Source organism: Staphylococcus sp. GDY8P54P (assembly GCF_017892645.1).
GTDB lineage: Bacteria > Bacillota > Bacilli > Staphylococcales > Staphylococcaceae > Staphylococcus > Staphylococcus ureilyticus.
The window spans coordinates 338,801-358,426 of record NZ_JAESLN010000009.1; the positions used below are offsets into that span (position 1 = coordinate 338,801).

The window sequence follows — 19,626 nt, forward strand, 5'->3', positions numbered from 1 at the left end:
TTAATATTTCTCCTAAAATTACATATGTCATTATCATATCAAAAAGGACTGATAATCTATATAAAAAAGTACAGAAGTCCAAAATAAATCCCATCGTAGACATCATACCTTATATTATTTATGAATGAAATTACTGTTACTGATTTAAACATTTAATTTATTTTAAATCATTGCGTTGACCACCCAACATGTCTAAATAAATTAAAATATTAGATATCAAAAAATACTCCATACATTCTGACATATGATGATGTCTACTTGTATGGAGTAAATAATATTTTATATGTTATTACAAAGTTTATTCAATATAACGTTATGCTTGAACAGTATCTCTTTCTAAAACTGGTTTTAAATATTGACCAGTATAGCTGCCCTTCACTTTTGCGATATCTTCTGGTGTGCCTGTTGCAACAATTGTGCCACCACCATCACCGCCTTCTGGACCTAAATCAATAATGTGATCAGCCATTTTTATAACGTCTAAATTGTGCTCGATGATAACAACTGTGTCACCATTATCAACCAATTTATTTAGTACTTTTAATAATCGACTAATATCATCAACATGTAAACCAGTGGTTGGTTCATCTAGAATATAGATAGAACGACCTGTAGAGCGTTTATGCAATTCTGAAGCAAGTTTAACACGTTGTGCTTCACCACCAGATAATGTCGTAGCCGGTTGTCCTAAAGTAACATAACCTAAACCAACATCAACTAATGTTTTCAATTTACGATGTATTTTAGGCACATTTTCAAAAAAGTTTGTTGCTTCTTCGGCAGTCATAGCCAAGACATCTGCAATGTTTTGACCTTTGTATGTTACTTCAAGCGTTTCACGATTGTATCTAGTACCACCACAAACTTCACAAGGCACATAAACATCTGGTAAAAAGTGCATTTCTATTTTAATGATACCGTCACCTTTACATGCTTCACAACGACCACCTTTAACATTAAAACTAAAGCGACCTTTAGAATAACCTCTCACTTTTGCTTCATTCGTTTGTGCAAAAATATCTCGTATATTATCAAAAACACCAGTATAGGTTGCTGGATTAGAACGTGGGGTTCTACCAATCGGTGATTGATCAATATCAATAATACGATCAAGTTGGTCTATACCGTTAATTTCATCATAATCTCCTGGTTTGACTTTAGATTTATTAATCTTCTTAGCTAATGACTTATACAATACTTCATTGACTAATGTACTTTTACCAGAACCAGACACACCTGTAACAACATTCATCGTTGAAAGCGGAAAGTCTACACTAACATCTTTCAAATTATTACTTCGTGCACCTTTAACACTAATCTTTCTATCCGTAACTTCACGACGTGATTCTGGCACCTCAATTTTTTTCTTACCACTCAAATATTGACCTGTTAATGAATTTGTATTTGCCATAACTTGTTTAGGCGTACCACTAGCAACAATTTCACCACCGTGTTCACCAGCACCTGGTCCTACGTCTACTAAGTAATCTGCAGCACGCATCGTATCATCATCATGTTCAACAACGATTAAAGTGTTACCTAGATCGCGCATTTCTTTTAATGTGCTAATTAACCGATCATTATCACGTTGATGCAAGCCTATAGAAGGTTCATCTAAAACATATAATACACCAGAAAGCCTAGAACCAATCTGAGTTGCCAAACGTATGCGTTGCGCCTCACCACCTGATAAAGAGCCAGATGCACGATTTAAGGTTAAGTACTCTAAACCTACGTTATATAAAAATTCTAATCTCGAATTAATCTCTTTTAGAATTTGATTGGCAATTTTTCTGTCTTGTTCTGACATTGTGATATGTTCATAGTTATACAATGCATCTTTAATTGAACGTTCTACCACTTCACCAATGTTTTTCCCGTCCACATATACTGATAAGGCTTCACGGCTTAATCGTTTACCGTGGCAAGTTTCACAAGTGAGTTCTGTCATGTATTTGCTCATCATTTCTCTTACGAGTTCTGAAGGAGAATCATGATAACGTCTATTGATATTATTAATCACACCTTCAAACGCCATTGTGCGTTTTCTCGTTTGGCCATTTCGTTGCTTGAATGTAAATTCAATTTCTTTATCTTTGGAACCATAAAGAATAATATCCTTTTGACGTTCAGTTAATTTTTTGAATGGTTTGTCCATATTTATTTTATAGACTTCACAAACACGATTTAATAATGTTGGATAAAAGTCTGAACTTGATGATTCCCAGGCAACGATTGCACCTTCATTCAATGATTTCTCTTTATCAGGAACGACTAAGTCTAAATCGACCATCAGTTTTTGTCCTAAACCATCACAAGTCGGACAAGCACCGAATGGGCTGTTAAAACTAAACATTCGTGGTTCTAATTCTCCGATTGAGAATCCGCAAATGGGACAAGCATGATTTTCGGAAAATTTTAACTCATCGCCACCAATAATATCTACGATTAAGTTACCTTCAGCTAATTGTAACGCCGTTTCTATAGAATCTGCTAGACGTGTTTCAATACCTTCTTTGATTACAAGGCGATCTATGACAACTTCTATCGTATGATTCTTATTTTTATCTAAATTCGGCACTTCATTAACATCAATAATTTCGCCATCAACACGCACACGTACATATCCCTTTTTACTAATATCATCAATTAATTTTTCGTGCGCACCTTTTCTATGAGTTACTACAGGCGCCAGTAATTGAATCTTACTACGCTCTTCAAGTTGTAAAACTTGATCGACCATTTGTTGCACAGTTTGAGATTCAATTTCGATACCATGATTTGGGCAAAATGGCTTCCCAACACGCGCATATAACAGACGAATATAATCATAAATTTCAGTAACTGTTGCAACTGTAGATCTTGGGTTTTTACTCGTTGTTTTTTGGTCTATTGAAATCGCAGGAGATAAACCTTCAATCGTATCGACATCTGGCTTGTCCATTTGTCCTAAAAACTGTCTTGCATAAGCACTTAATGACTCTACATATCTACGTTGACCTTCTGCATAAATCGTATCAAAAGCCAATGAAGATTTGCCTGACCCAGATAAACCTGTCATAACTATAAGTTTATTTTTAGGTATTTCAATATCAACATCTTTTAAATTATGGGCACGTGCCCCTTTAACTACAATGGATGGTTGTTTCATTTTCGTCACCCTTCTGCTTTTAATTCAAACAACATATCTCTGAGTTCAGTTGCTTTTTCAAAGTCTAAGTCTTTAGCTGCTTGCTTCATTTCTTTTTCTATATTATCAATCGTTTTCTCACGCTCTTTTTTCGTCATTTTCTTAGGTACTTCCGTACGTTTTGCTTCGTTTGTTTCATCTGTTTCAACAGTAGCACTGATTACATCATGAATTTTTTTATTAATAGTAGTTGGTGTAATATTATACTTTTCATTATATGCTTGTTGAATCGATCTACGACGCTCTGTTTCATCAAGTGCATAGCGCATTGAATCCGTAATTTTATCACCATACATAATCACTTCACCACCACTATTACGGGCTGCACGACCTACTGTTTGGACAAGTGATCTCTGAGAGCGTAAGAAACCTTCTTTATCTGCATCTAAAATAACGACTAGTGATACTTCTGGTATATCAATACCCTCTCTTAATAAGTTAATACCAACGATCACATCGTAGGTACCCACACGTAAATCTCGAATAATTTCAATTCGCTCTAAAGTTTTAATTTCTGAATGTAAATAATTCACTTTGATGCCTGCTTCTTTCATATACGTGGTTAAGTCTTCACTCATCTTTTTAGTCAATGTCGTTACTAAAACACGTTCATTTCGTTCAATACGCGTTTGTATTTCGCCAAGCAGATCATCAATTTGATTTTCTGTAGGTCTCACTTCAATTTTAGGATCTAATAATCCTGTTGGACGAATGATTTGCTCCACCATTTCATCTGTATGTTCTAATTCATAAGGTCCTGGTGTAGCAGATACATATACGAGTTGTTTCGTTTTTTCTTCAAATTCTTCAAATTTTAACGGTCTATTGTCTAAAGCACTTGGTAGCCTAAATCCATGATCCACAAGCACTTGTTTACGCGCACGGTCACCATTATACATACCTCTAATTTGTGGTAATGTCACATGTGACTCATCAATCATCACAAGCCAGTCATCTCCAAAATAATCAAGCAATGTATAAGGCGTGGAACCCATGGGTCTAAGTGTCAAATGTACAGAATAATTTTCAATACCTGAACAAAATCCCATCTCTCTCATCATTTCCAAATCATAATTCGTTCTTTGTTCTAAGCGCTGAGCTTCAAGCAATTTATTCTCAGAACGCAATTCTGATAATCGTTCTTCAAGTTCATTTTCAATACGTTGGATGGCAGATTTCATTTTTTCTTCTCGTGTAACGAAGTGAGAAGCTGGGAAAATAGCAAAATGATCGCGCTCTCTCAACACTTCTCCAGTTAAGTAATTAACCTCACGTATTCTATCTATTTCATCTCCGAAAAATTCAACGCGAATACACATTTCTTCACGAGAGGCAGGAAATATTTCTACAACATCTCCTCTAACTCGGAACGTACCACGTCTGAAATCTATATCATTTCTTGTGTATTGCACATCTACTAATTTTTTAAGTAACTCGCTTCTGTCCATTTCCATACCTACACGAACACTAACCACTAAGTCCCGATATTCTTCTGGATTACCTAAACCATAGATACAGCTCACACTAGCTATGATAATGACGTCATCTCTTTCAAATAGTGCACTTGTCGCAGAGTGACGCAATTGGTCAATTTCATCATTAATTGACGCATCTTTTTCAATAAATGTGTCAGTTGATGGTACATACGCCTCTGGTTGATAATAATCGTAGTAACTGACAAAATACTCGACTCTATTTTCAGGAAAGAATTCTTTAAATTCACTATATAATTGTCCTGCTAACGTTTTGTTATGGGCGATGATTAAAGTCGGTTTACCAACTTGTTGAATCACATTACTCATTGTAAATGTCTTACCTGTACCCGTAGCTCCAAGTAAAGTCTGATGTCTCTTACCCGCATTCACACCATCTACAATTTGTCGAATCGCTTCAGGTTGATCACCTTTAGGATCAAAATTCGATTGTAATTTAAATGGGTAGTGTTCCATAATGACACATGCCTCCTATTATATTTCTATCCGTTCGAACATAGTTTAAATATCTCATTTAATACGCGACTTACTATAGTGGCTGTAACTATATTTTACTTAAGTATACTATTAACAGTTTACATTTTAACAGATTTATTACCTTTAATACAAACATTTGTTCGCAAAAATGATATTTCACTAAATAAAAACAAACACAGTATAATACCATGTTTGTTTGCGTTCATAAATTTTTATTCAGATAAAATGAAGTTAAATAATTATATATCTTTCATCATGCTATTACAATTAAGTTGCTTAACGCTTAATACTTAATCATCTTCTTTTTTATGGAGTTCTAGTTGGTCAATAATTAAGTAACCTGCTAATAATGAAGCAACATCTATAAAAATAATCCATTCATCATGAAAAAATCCTTTTTCAATTGAAGTACCTATTAAGATCAAAGTTAAAATCGTACCTACCCATTTACTTCTAGTCAGTACGCTAAACAATACGACAAGTATGCATGGAAAAAAAGATGCAAGTATATACCAGATCATTCATGTCACCCGTTCCTATTATTTAAAATAGACATCGTTGTTTCTCGTAATTCCGATTTCGGTATAAATCTCTCTGTAAGCATTTCAGGAATAATATTTTCTATAAAATCTTGTACTGAATTCAAATGATCAAATTGCATGATTGTTTCTAATGACATTTCGTATATTTCAAAAAATAGTGGTTCAGGATTACGTTTTTGAATTTCACCAAATGTTTCATATAACAAATCAATTTTATCAGCAACTGATAAGATTTGACCTTCTAGCGAATCGTCTTTTCCTTCTTGCAGTCGCTCTCGGTATATGGATTGATATTGCTCTGGTATTTCTTCGTTTATAAAATGATCTACCATTTCTTCTTCTACTTGTGAGAATAATTTTTTTAATTCTCCACTCGCATATTTGACTGGCGTTTTAATATCCCCTGTAAAAATTTCGGCGAAATCATGGTTTAAGGCTTTTTCGTATAAGCTTTTCCAATCTACTTTATTGCCGTGATATTCTTCTACTGTACCTAAATACTGAGCAATTTTAGTCACTTTAAAAGAATGTGCAGCAACATTATGCTCAAAATATTTAAATTTCCCAGGCAATCGTATTAATTTTTCTAAGTCTGATAAACGTTTAAAATATTGATGTACTCCCATGATAGCGCCTCCTCATTTATTTAATGATTGATTATACTTGATTTTATAATATCATTCCATATCTAAAATGTCTTTTTAATGCCGTTAAATATCATCAAATCGTTCTAATTTTAAAATATAACTTACTTTTTTGTCTTTCAAGTTTTACTCATTTTACAAGATTCAAAAATAATAAGACTGTAATAAATTTTAGTGAAAATCATATTGAGTGTAAAAAATACTGATTCTGACACGTTTAGCCTGCACGCAGGGCCTCTAAAATAATAAGCCCGAGACATGTTTATGTCCCGGGCTATACATTAAGAATATTGTTACAATTGCAGATAAAACTGCTAGATATAAGTTTTTATTTTTTAATGAATATAATTATATTGTCCTGAATTGTAAATCGTTCTATAGGATTTTTGTCCCAAGCCTTGCATGTTCATCTCTGAAACTAAAATGGATCCATCACTGTTTTGACGTTCTACAATCCCTACATGACCATAATTTCCAGCGCTACTCTGTAAAATAGCACCTACTTCAGGTGTAGCATTAACCACATAACCATTTTGACGCGCAGCCGATGCCCAGTTATTAGCATTGCCCCATAAATTGCCTATAGATTTACCAAGTTGTTGACGTCTATCAAAAGCATAGTATGTACACTGCCCCCAAGCATAATAATTCTGCCCACCGGCTACATAGTGTTTTGATTGATAGCTATTATTGTGAAGGTTGTGACCATTTGAAGTGGTATTGCGCGCATCAACACTGTTATTTGACCAAGATTGCTGCTTTACTGGTATATAATCGTTCGCTAATCTTGTGAAAGCATTACTGTTTTCAGTTGTTACCCCTGTTGTGAATGGATCACTATTCGAGTCACTTTGTACGTATGCACTCTGTAGTTGGTTGTCTAAATGTGACGATCCTTTTTCAGAAACTGCAATGAGTTGCCCAGGATAAATTGTTTCAGTAATGAATGGATTTAATTGATAAAGTTCATTTAAACTGAGGTGATGTTTATTCGCAATACTTTGAAGTGTATCGCCTTCTTTAACTTCTACAATATCTTCGTCAGGTAATACAAGCGTTTGCCCAACCTTAACCGACTGCACAAATTCCATATGATTCAATGATTGTATCGTATGAGTCGTTGTTGCGAATGCATGCGCTATATTTGATAAATCCGTATCTTCTTTCACTGTATGTACTTGATCAGCTGACGCTAGACCATTCATTCCAAAAAACAGTGCTGCAGAAGTTACAGAAAAAGTTAAGCCTTTCTTCATGATGTATTTCAATCCTTTGCTGTCTAATTTTATTCAATATTTAATCAATCATAATATAGCATATTCTCTGAATACTTTTACCCTTGTTATCGTTTTGTAATGCAAAAGATATTTTTGAATGAATCCCCTTTTAACGCTTTAATCATAGCTTTCTTATCTTTATCACAATAGTTTTAATCACCTTTGAATATCTGTTAACTTTAACTGTAATATTTAAGTTTGTATTTTACATATAAGTAGTAGTTTATCTAAAAATTACTGAAATAAATTAAGCAGTCGTTTCGTATGAACGTGTCAGTCTTGCCTACTTTATACTGCTATAAAAAATATGAGTAAGTTAGAAAACAATAAGTTATACATTGGTTTCTAGCTCACTCATAAAGTTATGAATAATAATTGTTCTATTTAAGTATTAATCTTTTTCTGAATGATTCAGATTCATTTGCTTGCGTAGATAAGCTTCGATAAACGGTCCTAAATCACCATCCATGACTGCATCGACTTTACCGGTTTCTTCGTTTGTTCTATGATCTTTAACCATTGCATATGGATGGAATACATAAGATCTAATTTGACTTCCCCAACCGATTTCTTTTTGTTCTCCACGGATTTCGGCCATTTCTTGTTCTTGTTCCTCAATTTTTAATTGATATAGTTTAGACTTCAATGTTTTCATTGCAGCCTCTCTGTTTTTGATCTGTGAACGTTCATTCTGGTTATTTACCACAATACCTGTTGGATGATGGGTAATTCTAATAGCAGATTCGGTTTTATTGATATGTTGACCACCTGCGCCCGAAGCTCTAAATGTATCAACAGTAATATCATCAGGATTGATTTCTACTTCTATTTCAGTGTTATTAAATTGTGGTATGACATCACATGAAGCAAAAGATGTATGTCGACGACCAGATGAATCAAACGGTGATATGCGTACGAGTCGATGTACACCTTTCTCGGCTTTTAAAAAACCATATGCATTATGACCTTTCACAATCATTGTTACACTTTTTACGCCCGCTTCATCTCCAGGTAAATAGTCTGCGATTTCAACTTTAAAGCCTTTTTGCTCACAGTAGCGTTGATACATTCTCAACAACATATTTGTCCAATCTTGTGATTCAGTACCACCTGCACCAGGATGCAATTCAATAATTGCATCATTCGCGTCATAAGGCCCATTTAACAATAATTGTAGTTCAAATTGGTTTAATTCGTTTTGAAAATGAGTGACGCTCGCTTCTAAATCGTCTTTCATCGACGTATCGTCTTCTTCTAACAATAATTCTCGTGTCGTTTCCATATCTTCTATATTTGCTTCTAAATCTCTGTACGCATTGACAACAGATTTTAAAGCATTATTTTTATCTATTACGTCTTGCGCTTTATCTTGATTATCCCAAAACGAAGGATCCGCCATCATTTCTTCGTATTCTTGTATGTTTGTCTCTTTTTCTTCTAAGTCAAAGAGACCCCCTAAGTTGTTCTAACTTTTCTTTATAAGCATCTAAATTACGCTTAATTTCAGATAATTCCATTATGCATCTCTCCTAAATTTTTCGAATGAAGTATAATTACTAAATTAATTACTAGACTATCATACATATGATACAAAATATAAACTGTTAATTTCAACTTAAGCACCAAATCGCTGCTAGCTTATGTTAAAAAAAACATCTTTCACAGTTAAACGCTACAATTTAACTGTAAAAGATGCCTGACATATAAAAATAATTCAAATAGTGAAATCCTGTCTCACATGTGTATCATATTAGATAAACTTAAGCGCCATGACAGTTTTTATACTTTTTACCACTACCGCAAGGACATGGGTCATTTCTACCTATATGTTCATCTTTAACATAAGGCTCTGCTTTCGCTTTTTCTTTTCCATCTTCTGCTGATACATGCTCAGCTTTACCAAAATCAGTTGTCTTATCACGTTCTACGTCATCTTCAACGGAAATCACTGATTTTAGAATATATTTACTTACGTCTTCTTCAATGTTTTGCATCATAGTATCAAATAATTGGTGACCTTCATTTTGATAGTCACGTAGTGGATTTTGTTGTCCATACGAACGTAAGTGAATACCTTGACGCAATTGATCCATTGTATCGATATGGTCTGTCCAATGTGTGTCAATAGAGCGAAGTAAAATCATACGTTCAAATTCATCAAACTGACTACCAATTTTTTCTTTTTGCTCTTTTAATGCTATTTCTATTTTTGACCATACAACCTCAAAAATATCATCATTATCTTTTCCATTAATATCTTCAACTTTTAATTCGCCTTCATTCAAGAAGACGTCTTCTACATAGTTGATGAATGGTTCATAGTCTGGATCGTCATCTTCTTCATTTACATAATATTGAATACTTCTTTCTAATGTAGAGCGTAGCATTGCGTTAATTAATTCGCTACTTTCATCGCTGTCAATAATATCATTACGTTCACTATAGATAATTTCACGTTGTTTACGCAGTACATCATCATACTCAAGGACACGTTTACGAGCGTCAAAGTTATTACCTTCAACACGTTTTTGAGCTGATTCAACAGCACGAGAAACCATTTTAGATTCAATTGGTGTTGAATCATCCATACCCAATCGATTCATCATATTTTGTAAACGTTCCGAACCAAAGCGCACCATTAACTCATCTTGTAACGATAAATAGAAACGGCTATCACCTTTGTCACCTTGACGACCTGAACGACCACGTAATTGGTCATCTATACGACGTGATTCATGGCGCTCTGTACCAATTACTGCTAAACCGCCAATTTCTTCAACACCATCACCTAATTTGATGTCCGTACCACGGCCAGCCATGTTGGTAGCTATTGTCACCGCACCGCGTTGGCCAGCACTTGCGATAATGTCCGCTTCACGTTCGTGATTTTTCGCATTTAAGACATCGTGTCGTACGCCATGTTTTTTCAATAAGTTAGAAATATATTCACTTGTCTCAACGGCAACAGTCCCTAATAAGACTGGTTGACCTTGTTTGTGCTTTTGAATGACATCTTCTACAACTGCATCAAATTTACCTTTTTGACTGATATAAATTAAATCTGGCTTATCAATACGTTGTACTGGTCTGTTCGTAGGAATTTGTGTAACTGTCATATTGTAAATATTTCTAAATTCTTCTTCTTCTGTTTTTGCAGTACCTGTCATACCAGATAATTTATTATACATTCTGAAGTAGTTTTGGAATGTAATTGAAGCCATTGTTTTGGATTCGTTTTGAATTTTCACACCTTCTTTAGCTTCAATCGCTTGGTGCAATCCTTCTGAAAAACGACGTCCAGGCATTGTACGTCCTGTAAATTGGTCAACAATCAATACTTCGCCGTTGTTCACCATATAATCTACGTCTCTTTGTAACGTAACATGCGCACGTAACGCTGTATTAATATGACTGATGATATCAACATTTTTCACGTCGTAAAGGTTATCAATTTTAAACATACGCTCTGCTTTATCAATACCTTGTTCTGTTAATTGCACAGCTTTTGTCTTTTCATCATAATTATAATCATCTTCGTTTTTAAGCATTTTAGCAAAAACATTTGCTTGCGTATAAAGTGACGTTGACTTCTCCGCCTCTCCTGAAATAATAAGCGGCGTACGTGCTTCATCAATTAAGATTGAATCTACTTCATCAATAATCGCAAAATTAAGTGGTCTCATCACGCGTTCTTCTGCATAATTCACCATGTTATCACGTAAGTAGTCAAATCCTAATTCGTTGTTGGTACTATAAGTAATATCACATGCGTAAGCTTCTCTTTTCTCTGCAGTAGTTTTACTATTTAAGTTCAAACCAACACTTAATCCAAGAAATTCATATAATTCTGCCATTTCTTCACTCTGTACACTAGATAAATATTCATTGACTGTAATAACATGTACACCGCGTCCTGTTAACGCATTTAAATAAACTGGCATTGTCGCCGTTAACGTTTTACCTTCACCAGTTCTCATTTCAGAAATGTCGCCACCATGAATGGCTATACCACCCATAACTTGCACTTTATAAGGAATCATGTTGAATACACGTTTTGACCCTTCTCTTACCAATGCAAAGGCTTCTGGTAAAATATCATCTAAAATTTTATTTTGCTTTTTAATATCGTCTTCTGCTTGAACTTGCGCTTGAAAATTTTTTGTCTTTTCTTTAATTTCTTCATCAGTTAATATCGACATATCCTCTTCTAGTGCAAGGACTTTGTCGGCTAATTTACCAAGGCGTTTTATTTCTCTTTTATTGCCATCTGCAATTTTTGATAAAAAACCCATTCTGTTCGCTCCTTTAGCTATATAACTCTTAGTTTACAACAATTTATAATATCATTTATAAGCCTAAATTTACACTTATTACGTTTATCGTGCCATCTATACTATATTTACTTACATGTTTTTGAATACAAATTATAATATTGACTCATTTAAAATATACACAACATACATGTTCACTTTCAAATTATTACATAATAACACAGCAAAAAATGAGCGTCCATGATTTCACTCAATCATGGACGCTACTACTTTTATAAATATGACACTAATTTAATTAAATTATTCAGTTGTTTCAATTAGTCCATATTTGCCATCTTTTCTTTTATAAACTATGCTCGTACCATCTGTTTCACGATCTGTAAAAATGAAGAAATCATGGCCCAATAAATCCATTTGCAATACTGCTTCTTCAGAATCCATAGGTTTTAAACTGAAATTTTTTGAACGAATAATCTCAATTTCACTATCATTGTCATCATTTTGAAGATTTTCTGCTTCTTGTTCTTCAGGTAATGATGCAAAAGCTTCTTGTTCGTCATTTTTTCTATTTTTACGATTTACACGCGTTTTATATTTTCTAACTTGTCTTTCCAATTTGCTATTAATTAAATCAATACCAGCGTATAAATCATCATGACGTTCTTCCGCTCTTAGCGTAACATTTTTCAATGGAATAGTTACTTCTATTTTAGTTGCTGAGTTTTGGTACGTTTTAACTTTAACGTGTGCAGTTGCATTTGGCACATTGTTAAAGTAACGTTCTAATTTACCAATTTTCTCCTCAATATAGTTGCGAATCGCATCAGTAATAGTGAGGTTCTCTCCGTGAATTTCAAATCTGATCATAGTAATCGACTCCTTTAAAACCTCTATATTGGTAATAGTGCTTATTTCTATAATACCACGAATAACCTAGCGTGCAAACGTAAACACATCGAATTTTCTGATTTTTCTATCAAGTAATAGCTGTGCCGCATTATGAACCGTTAAGCCCGTAGTATAAATGTCATCGATTAATAAAATACATTTTCCTTTTAAATCCACACTTTGTTCCATTACAAAAGGATTGGGTCGTTGCATACGTTTTTCTTTACTTAATTCTGATTGTTTAATATGTGAGTGTGTGGCAAGCAGACAATAATACTTAACTTTTTGTATGTCTAATACTAGTTGTACGGGGTTAAATGTTCTTTCTTTATCTCTAAATAAAGGGGACGGTATGGGGATAATGTAATCATATTTGTAATGAGGCAATTTAACCTTTTCTGCGATTATTTCTGCGATTGCAACATCTCTTTGAAATTTATATTGTTGAATCATTTCTTTTACAATACCGTCATATCGGTAATAACAATACAATTTATTCATTAATTTAAACTTCGAAGCTAACTCGGCACAATCCGAACATAATATTTCAGTTTCATTGCGTAACTTCAAACATGTTGCACATCGATTCGTCGTCTTTAATTTCATTATCTCCCAGAGATGATTGCAATCATCACACAATTTTGAAGCCTTTTTGTAAAACGTAAATGCATTTAAAGGTTCTGAATAATAGATGTGACAATATAAACATGTCGCAGTCAATCTATCCACCCTCTTTTTTGTGCAAGTTGATTCATTTTCCTTATCTGATATTGAGCTTTAATCATAGATAGTGTGATCCCTTCATGCAAACAAAATACACTTCCTGTAGGTGCTTCTGCTTTTCTTCCAACTCTTCCTGATATTTGAATGATGGCACTCGTTTCAAACTGATGACTGTTTATGATTACAACATCGAGTTTTGCCATAGTAAAGCCTCTTTCTAAAATGGTAGTGGTGAAAACAACGGTATGTTCCCCGTTTCTCAAACGTTTCACCTTATCAAAACGAAATACATCATTGCTGTAGACATATGTTAAAGATGGAATTTCAGCTTTATATAACTGATACAGTTGTTTCATTAAAGTAATATTGTTAAAAAAGACTAGCGTATATCGTCGTTGATTGACTTGATGTTGTAAAAATCGTAATAATTTATATTGCTTCTTATTGGGATTGATTCTAAGGAATTTAAATTGAGGCACGGGTAAAGGATGTCTATGAAAACGCGCAGGTAATTGAATAATTTCTAAATTGCTAATTTGTTTCATTAAAGCTTTTGTTGGTGTGGCAGTCATTAATATATGACAGTGTTTTAACTTCGAGGCATGCTGCAATGCTTGTATTAACGTTGGTTCTGTAGGTAAAGGAAAGGCATCTACTTCATCTACAATTATCACATCAAAATGTTGTTTGAAACGATAGAGTTGATGAATTGTGGCGATAACAAAATGGCCATTATATTGTTGCTGTGATGATTGATGCAATACATCTATTTTTTCTTCGTGAAAAGCTGCCTTAATCCTCATGCTGACTTCTAAAACAACATCAACTCGAGGAGATACAATTGCGACATTATAACCGTGGTTCCGCGCAAATTTAATTCCTTCAAATATCATCTCAGTTTTACCTGCACCTGTGACTGCATGGAGCAATAGTGAACGAAAGCCTGCAATCGCTGATACAATTTTGTCAGATGTAAATTGTTGTTGTTCTGATAATTTGAATGGTAATTGATAATGACAAGGTGTCATTACATTCTGACTTTCTATGATATAGATTTCAGTTATATTATCCATTCTACCCATATTGATACAATTTCTACAGTAGACAATCTCCTTATCTAACACTGTTGATAGATATTTGTAAAAATGCGTTTGTCGGCGTGAGTGACATTGAGCACATGTCCAATAGCCATTATTATCTAATACCACACCTTTCGTTGTTTGCTTTATACGTTCATCTGTTAATAAGGATTTATCATTAATCATTCTTCCATAATATTTAATTGTATGTTTCCTCCAAACCAAAAAGCGAGTCAAAAATTAAATTTCACTTTAATTTCAAAGACCCGCCATAAAATAAATGATTTATTTGTTAGTCGTACAGTAATTTAAATGCTAAACAACTCATTTGTCATATTATGGTTGGCATCGATGACTGAACGAAGTGTTGGTTTCACTATACATCTCTTGCAAAAATACTACTTTTCTTAAAAATGATAATAATACTTTTGAATCTATAATTTAGTCTATACGAATAGATCTACCAGTGAAACCTAAGCCCATACCGCCTGGACCTAAATGAGCTGCGACCACAGGGCCTAAATTTGAACGGTGTACTTTATATTGTGGATAGTTTTTTTGTAATTCATTGTACAGCCAGTCTGTATCCTCTTGAACATCTCCACCTATAACTAATAACGTAACCTCTTCATAATCTTTAACGATATCAATCACTTTATTGATAATTTCTTTAAGCGCACGTTTTTTAGTACGTATTTTTTCATCTGGCAAAATTAAACCGTCTTCAAACCTTAAGACTGGTTTCATTTTTAACATCGTACCAATCCACGCTTGGGCTCCAGTAATACGTCCACTTTTTTGCAAGTTTTTTAAATCGTCTACCATCAATCTCGCACCAGTTACTTCTCGCATTGCTTCAAGCTCTTTAATGATAGCGTGCGGTGTTTCATTTTGTTCAATTAATTCAATTGCTCGTAATACGAAACTCCCCATTGCCATAGCTGAAATTTTCGAATCAAACGTATGAACATTAACACCTTCAACCATTTCACCCGCTTGTGTAGCTGTTTGATAAGTACCACTGATACCTGAAGAAAGGAAAACGCCTATGACATCCGTATAGCCTTCATCACGTAATTGTTCGTATTTAGTTACAAATTCACCGATTGCCGGCTGACTTGTCGTAGGAATTGTTTTAGATGCTTTCATTCTTTCGTAGAATTCATTTGCTGAAATAGATGCATTTTCTTCAAAATTTTCACCGTTATCAAAAGTTACACTTAGTGGGGCAATATTTATATTATATTTATCAATTAATGTTTGAGATAGATAACTCGTTGAATCTGTTAATACAGCAATTTTCATCATAATCCTCCTCAATTATACTCACAACTATGATACATTATTTTATATTAAAAGAAAATTTATTTTTACATTAAACTTGAATTCAGAACCGTGTATAATAATAGGTATTGATCGAAACTATGACTGGAGTGTTTAAATATGGATGAATCAATCATAACAATAAAGCAAGAACATATGATAGAAAATGTAATTAGCAAATCACGCTTTATTGCCCATATCAAACCTGTTGAATCTGAAGCAGACGCTAAAGACTTTATCAACTTGGTAAAATCAGAACATAGGGAAGCGACACATAATTGTTCAGCCTATACAGTTGGAGCACAGATGAATATTCAAAAAGCAAATGATGACGGAGAGCCAAGTGGAACTGCAGGCGTACCAATGCTTGAAATATTAAAAAAACTAGAAGTTCACAATGTTTGTGTCGTAGTTACGCGTTATTTCGGTGGTATAAAATTGGGCGGCGGTGGTTTAATAAGAGCATATAGTGGTGCTGTGAGAGATGTTATTTATGAAGTAGGACGTGTTGCTTTGCGTTCAGCAATACCAACTACAATCACTATCGATTATGATCTTACAGGTAAATTTGAATATGAATTAGCACAAACATCATTCTTCTTACGAAACACAACCTACACAGACAAAGTGAGTTATCAAATAGACGTGGTAGAAGCGGAGTATGACGATTTTATTGCTTTTCTAAATAAAATCACTTCTGGTAACTATGATTTAGATGAGCAAGCTATCATTAAGCTACCATTTGACATACCAACAAACTAAACCATTTCCATTTCAGTTTATGACCTTTCAAAAATGCATAACTGTCATACAATTATCAGGTAAACATAAACTTACCGCTATACATTGATGCATGTGATGAATGTATAATTTGAAAAATTAAGTATTATCAGTCGTGACTTTGTAAATCATATAAAATTAGAACCTGAGATATTCATATCTCAGGTTCTAATTAGGTAGTTTATCTATTCATCTTCTTTATGTCGCTCTTTATTTTCAATTAATTTTAAGAGCGGTCTATAATCATCATCGATTAATCCTGTAAATTCAACAATGAGTTCAATCGTAATGAGTATGAGCACAAGCATCATGAGTACACCCCATGGTTGTGATAAATACAAAATAATACTTGAAAGACTAAATAACAACGCGATTGAATATATCAGTATTACTGTTTGGCGATGTGAATAACCTAATTCTAGTAATTTATGGTGTAAATGCGATTTATCCGCTTGCATAATACGTTGACCTTTTTTCACACGTCGTATCATAGCAAATAAAGTATCTATGAACGGTACTGCTAAAATAACAATCGGGAAAAATAAAGACACAAACGTAATATTTTTGAAACCTAAAAGCGAAAGAAAACCAACAATAAAACCAACAAGCAATGCGCCGCTATCACCTAAAAATATTTTAGCCGGATGAAAATTAAAACATAAGAAACCTAATAGCGCACCGATAAGCACACTACAGATCATTATGATAAATATATTTGCCTGTAATATTGCGATGAAACCAATAGTCATCAGAGCGATTGTTGCTACACCAGATGCCAAACCATCCAATCCATCAATTAAGTTAATCGCATTGGTAATCGCTACAATCCATATCACAGTAATCGGAACACCTAAAATACCAAAATGTATTGTCGGTCCAATCGGTAATGAGATGAAATCTATGGTTACGCCGTAGTAAACGACAACCATTGCTGCAATCACTTGTCCTAATAATTTTAAGATTGGCGTTAAATCATAGATATCATCTATTAACCCTACTAAGTAGATTAATACTGCTCCAATGACAAGTGGCTTCACCTCTGTTTCAATTGGATGCCCTAACCAAATCCCCAATAAAAAGGAAAGTAGTATCACAGTACCTCCTAAGACAGAAGTTGGTTTTTTATGTACTTTCCTAAAATTAGGTTGGTCAACGACGCCCAATTTATGGGAAACCTTTATGACAATGGGAGTAAGTATTAAACTGACAATCATTGAAAAAATGATTAATAATAACGTATACATCAGTTCACCTTCATTAATTTAAGTCTTTATAATTTTGAATTTGAGTTTAAAGTCTCTATAAATATTCTAAATATGAAATCATATTTGGTTATGGATATACACTTGTATATTTTCAAAACATAGTTTACTTGATATATGTATCGAAAATTCTATAAACGATTCAATTAAGTCTATAATACACGATGTACTTTTAGTAATACAAATAGTAATGTAATCATTAGCAGAGTTCAACGCTGAAATTCACTTTCTTTTTTATAGAATAATCAATTTATATATTTTACAATCACTCAAATAAGTATTTTAACATGAATTTTAAACGAATGTTATTAATTTCTAAATATCAATGATGACAAAATGTAACTTTTCACTTACAATGACTAAGTGTTTATTTAAAGGAGCGTAAGAAAAATGTTTGAAGCTATTATTTATAATATTGCGGTCACTGTCGCAGGAATTTATTTATTCCACCGATTACAGTACTCTGAAAATAAGAATATGGTGTTTTCAAAAGAATACGTCACGATTTTAATGACCATTGTAGCATTATTATTATCTGTTAAACCTGTCCCTATCTTTAATGAGTATGTCCTCTATTTATCTTTTGTGCCGATTTTATTTTTAGGTAGATATACAAATATGGTTTATACAGTTTTAGCAGCGTTTATCGTATCTTTAGTTAATGTATTAATTGGTGATTATACGATTATAACTGCAATGATTTTAATTGTAATAGCCATCATTGTTGGAGCAATAGGTCCATTTTTAAAACAAAATGATATTATCTCATTACAAATACTCAACTTAATTACGCTAGTCATATTTGTCATCTTATCATTGATTAGTCCGTATTATGAATTTAAAGAAGTACTATATATGATACCGTTATCGTTCGTTTTAACCATCACTTCTTCGATTACATTCGTAGATATTTGGCATTTCTTCTCATTAGTAAATCGCTATGAAAATGAAGATAGATTTGATTATTTGACTGGTTTAGGCAATGTTAAAGAATTCGATAGACATTTGAATGAAACTACACGCATTGCAGAAGAAAATGATGAAAGCTTAGGTTTACTACTCATTGATATTGATGGTTTTAAAGATGTTAACGACATGTATTCACATGATTCAGGTGATGCTGTATTACGACAAATCGCACAATTATTAAAAAACTATGTGCCTGAACAATTTAGCATTTACCGTAATGGTGGTGAAGAGTTTTCTGTAGTGTTATATGACTACACACTAGACCAATGTGTTAAGTTAAGTGAAAGTATCCGTAAAGGCGTTGAACAATCTACTTTCCATTTACCAAACAAAGAAATGATTAAATTATCAGTCTCTATTGGTGTCGGATACCTAACTAAAGATGACTATAAATCTCAACGTACCGTCTTTAAAGTTGCAGATGATATGTTGCATATGGCTAAAAATGAAGGTCGTAATCAAGTGATGTTTAACCCTATAGTTAAATTATAACTAAATAAATGTATTTTCAAAGCTTGGGATAATTTAAATTATATATCTCAAGCTTTTTAATTTATATCATGGAACGGTCTATTCAAACATGGGGATTCAACATAATCCATAACAAATCACTTTTGAAAGTAACGTGCTTAAATCGTTAGTGTACACATGCAAATATGCTTAAGCTATAACAACTCATATGCATGACTTCAATATTTTTTATAATTA

General features: G+C 33.4%; 14 protein-coding genes. 2 read left to right on the plus strand and 12 right to left on the minus strand.

Annotated elements, in window-relative coordinates; all coding sequences use genetic code 11:
* Nucleotides 1-313: 313 nt before the first annotated feature.
* From uvrA to fakB1, 11 genes are all read right to left on the minus strand, one after another.
* Entirely contained in the window at nucleotides 314-3,151 is a 2,838-nt protein-coding gene (gene uvrA, locus KA883_RS05465) for an excinuclease ABC subunit UvrA (protein WP_046207433.1), read from the minus strand.
* Between the two features lie 5 nt (nucleotides 3,152-3,156).
* Complete coding sequence (uvrB, locus tag KA883_RS05470) at nucleotides 3,157-5,142, minus strand: excinuclease ABC subunit UvrB (protein WP_176745312.1); 1,986 nt, start codon at nucleotides 5,140-5,142, stop codon at nucleotides 3,157-3,159.
* Between the two features lie 308 nt (nucleotides 5,143-5,450).
* Nucleotides 5,451-5,681, minus strand: coding sequence for a CsbA family protein (locus tag KA883_RS05475; RefSeq protein WP_019469490.1), 231 nt, complete (start codon nucleotides 5,679-5,681; stop codon nucleotides 5,451-5,453).
* A 5-nt stretch (nucleotides 5,682-5,686) separates the two neighbouring features.
* Nucleotides 5,687-6,328, minus strand: a complete 642-nt coding sequence (locus KA883_RS05480; protein ID WP_019469491.1) for a YfbR-like 5'-deoxynucleotidase — start codon at nucleotides 6,326-6,328, stop codon at nucleotides 5,687-5,689.
* A 353-nt stretch (nucleotides 6,329-6,681) separates the two neighbouring features.
* Entirely contained in the window at nucleotides 6,682-7,602 is a 921-nt protein-coding gene (locus tag KA883_RS05485; RefSeq protein WP_046207431.1) for a COG3942 and LysM peptidoglycan-binding domain-containing protein, read from the minus strand.
* Between the two features lie 412 nt (nucleotides 7,603-8,014).
* Nucleotides 8,015-9,140 (minus strand): peptide chain release factor 2 gene (prfB, locus tag KA883_RS05490; RefSeq protein WP_155390646.1). Its coding sequence is split into 2 segments (ribosomal slippage): nucleotides 8,015-9,067 and nucleotides 9,069-9,140, totalling 1,125 coding nucleotides; the frame shifts between segments, so codons are not numbered across the junction.
* Between the two features lie 243 nt (nucleotides 9,141-9,383).
* Nucleotides 9,384-11,915, minus strand: a complete 2,532-nt coding sequence (secA, locus tag KA883_RS05495) for a preprotein translocase subunit SecA (RefSeq protein WP_046207429.1) — start codon at nucleotides 11,913-11,915, stop codon at nucleotides 9,384-9,386.
* A 279-nt stretch (nucleotides 11,916-12,194) separates the two neighbouring features.
* Nucleotides 12,195-12,761, minus strand: coding sequence for a ribosome hibernation-promoting factor, HPF/YfiA family (gene hpf / locus KA883_RS05500; RefSeq protein ID WP_046207428.1), 567 nt, complete (start codon nucleotides 12,759-12,761; stop codon nucleotides 12,195-12,197).
* Nucleotides 12,762-12,827: 66 nt separating this feature from the next.
* Nucleotides 12,828-13,283, minus strand: a complete 456-nt coding sequence (locus KA883_RS05505; RefSeq protein WP_230625199.1) for a ComF family protein — start codon at nucleotides 13,281-13,283, stop codon at nucleotides 12,828-12,830.
* A gap of 215 nt (nucleotides 13,284-13,498) precedes the next feature.
* A complete protein-coding gene (locus KA883_RS05510) occupies nucleotides 13,499-14,770 on the minus strand; it encodes a DEAD/DEAH box helicase family protein (RefSeq protein ID WP_210139896.1) in 1,272 nt (423 codons plus the stop codon).
* Nucleotides 14,771-15,025: 255 nt separating this feature from the next.
* Nucleotides 15,026-15,889, minus strand: a complete 864-nt coding sequence (gene fakB1 / locus KA883_RS05515) for a fatty acid kinase binding subunit FakB1 (RefSeq protein ID WP_210139897.1) — start codon at nucleotides 15,887-15,889, stop codon at nucleotides 15,026-15,028.
* Between the two features lie 138 nt (nucleotides 15,890-16,027).
* Between fakB1 and KA883_RS05520 the strand changes: the two genes are divergently transcribed.
* Nucleotides 16,028-16,669 (plus strand): YigZ family protein, encoded by a 642-nt coding sequence (locus KA883_RS05520; protein ID WP_046207424.1) that lies wholly within the window; start codon nucleotides 16,028-16,030, stop codon nucleotides 16,667-16,669.
* A 203-nt stretch (nucleotides 16,670-16,872) separates the two neighbouring features.
* On the opposite strand, the gene KA883_RS05525 is transcribed toward KA883_RS05520, so the two are convergent.
* Nucleotides 16,873-17,931 carry a glycosyltransferase family 4 protein gene (locus tag KA883_RS05525; RefSeq protein ID WP_046207423.1) on the minus strand — a complete coding sequence of 353 codons (1,059 nt, stop codon included), beginning with the start codon at nucleotides 17,929-17,931 and terminating at the stop codon, nucleotides 16,873-16,875.
* 408 nt (nucleotides 17,932-18,339) lie between these two features.
* On the opposite strand from KA883_RS05525, the gene gdpS reads away from it, so the two are divergent.
* On the plus strand, nucleotides 18,340-19,410 hold the full coding sequence (gene gdpS / locus KA883_RS05530; RefSeq protein ID WP_046207422.1) for a GGDEF domain-containing protein GdpS: 1,071 nt from the start codon (nucleotides 18,340-18,342) through the stop codon (nucleotides 19,408-19,410).
* The last annotated feature ends 216 nt before the right edge of the window (nucleotides 19,411-19,626 follow it).

Bases quoted from the DNA above. Each gene is read 5' to 3' on its own strand.
- KA883_RS05505 (WP_230625199.1), bottom strand. From the start codon at position 13,283: ATGAATAAATTGTATTGTTATTACCGATATGACGGTATTGTAAAAGAA.
- KA883_RS05480 (WP_019469491.1), bottom strand. From the start codon at position 6,328: ATGGGAGTACATCAATATTTTAAACGTTTATCAGACTTAGAAAAATTA.
- secA (WP_046207429.1), bottom strand. From the start codon at position 11,915: ATGGGTTTTTTATCAAAAATTGCAGATGGCAATAAAAGAGAAATAAAA.
- KA883_RS05510 (WP_210139896.1), bottom strand. From the start codon at position 14,770: ATGATTAATGATAAATCCTTATTAACAGATGAACGTATAAAGCAAACA.
- fakB1 (WP_210139897.1), bottom strand. From the start codon at position 15,889: ATGAAAATTGCTGTATTAACAGATTCAACGAGTTATCTATCTCAAACA.
- gdpS (WP_046207422.1), top strand. From the start codon at position 18,340: ATGTTTGAAGCTATTATTTATAATATTGCGGTCACTGTCGCAGGAATT.
- KA883_RS05485 (WP_046207431.1), bottom strand. From the start codon at position 7,602: ATGAAGAAAGGCTTAACTTTTTCTGTAACTTCTGCAGCACTGTTTTTT.
- KA883_RS05525 (WP_046207423.1), bottom strand. From the start codon at position 17,931: ATGTATACGTTATTATTAATCATTTTTTCAATGATTGTCAGTTTAATA.
- KA883_RS05520 (WP_046207424.1), top strand. From the start codon at position 16,028: ATGGATGAATCAATCATAACAATAAAGCAAGAACATATGATAGAAAAT.
- hpf (WP_046207428.1), bottom strand. From the start codon at position 12,761: ATGATCAGATTTGAAATTCACGGAGAGAACCTCACTATTACTGATGCG.
- KA883_RS05475 (WP_019469490.1), bottom strand. From the start codon at position 5,681: ATGATCTGGTATATACTTGCATCTTTTTTTCCATGCATACTTGTCGTA.
- uvrA (WP_046207433.1), bottom strand. From the start codon at position 3,151: ATGAAACAACCATCCATTGTAGTTAAAGGGGCACGTGCCCATAATTTA.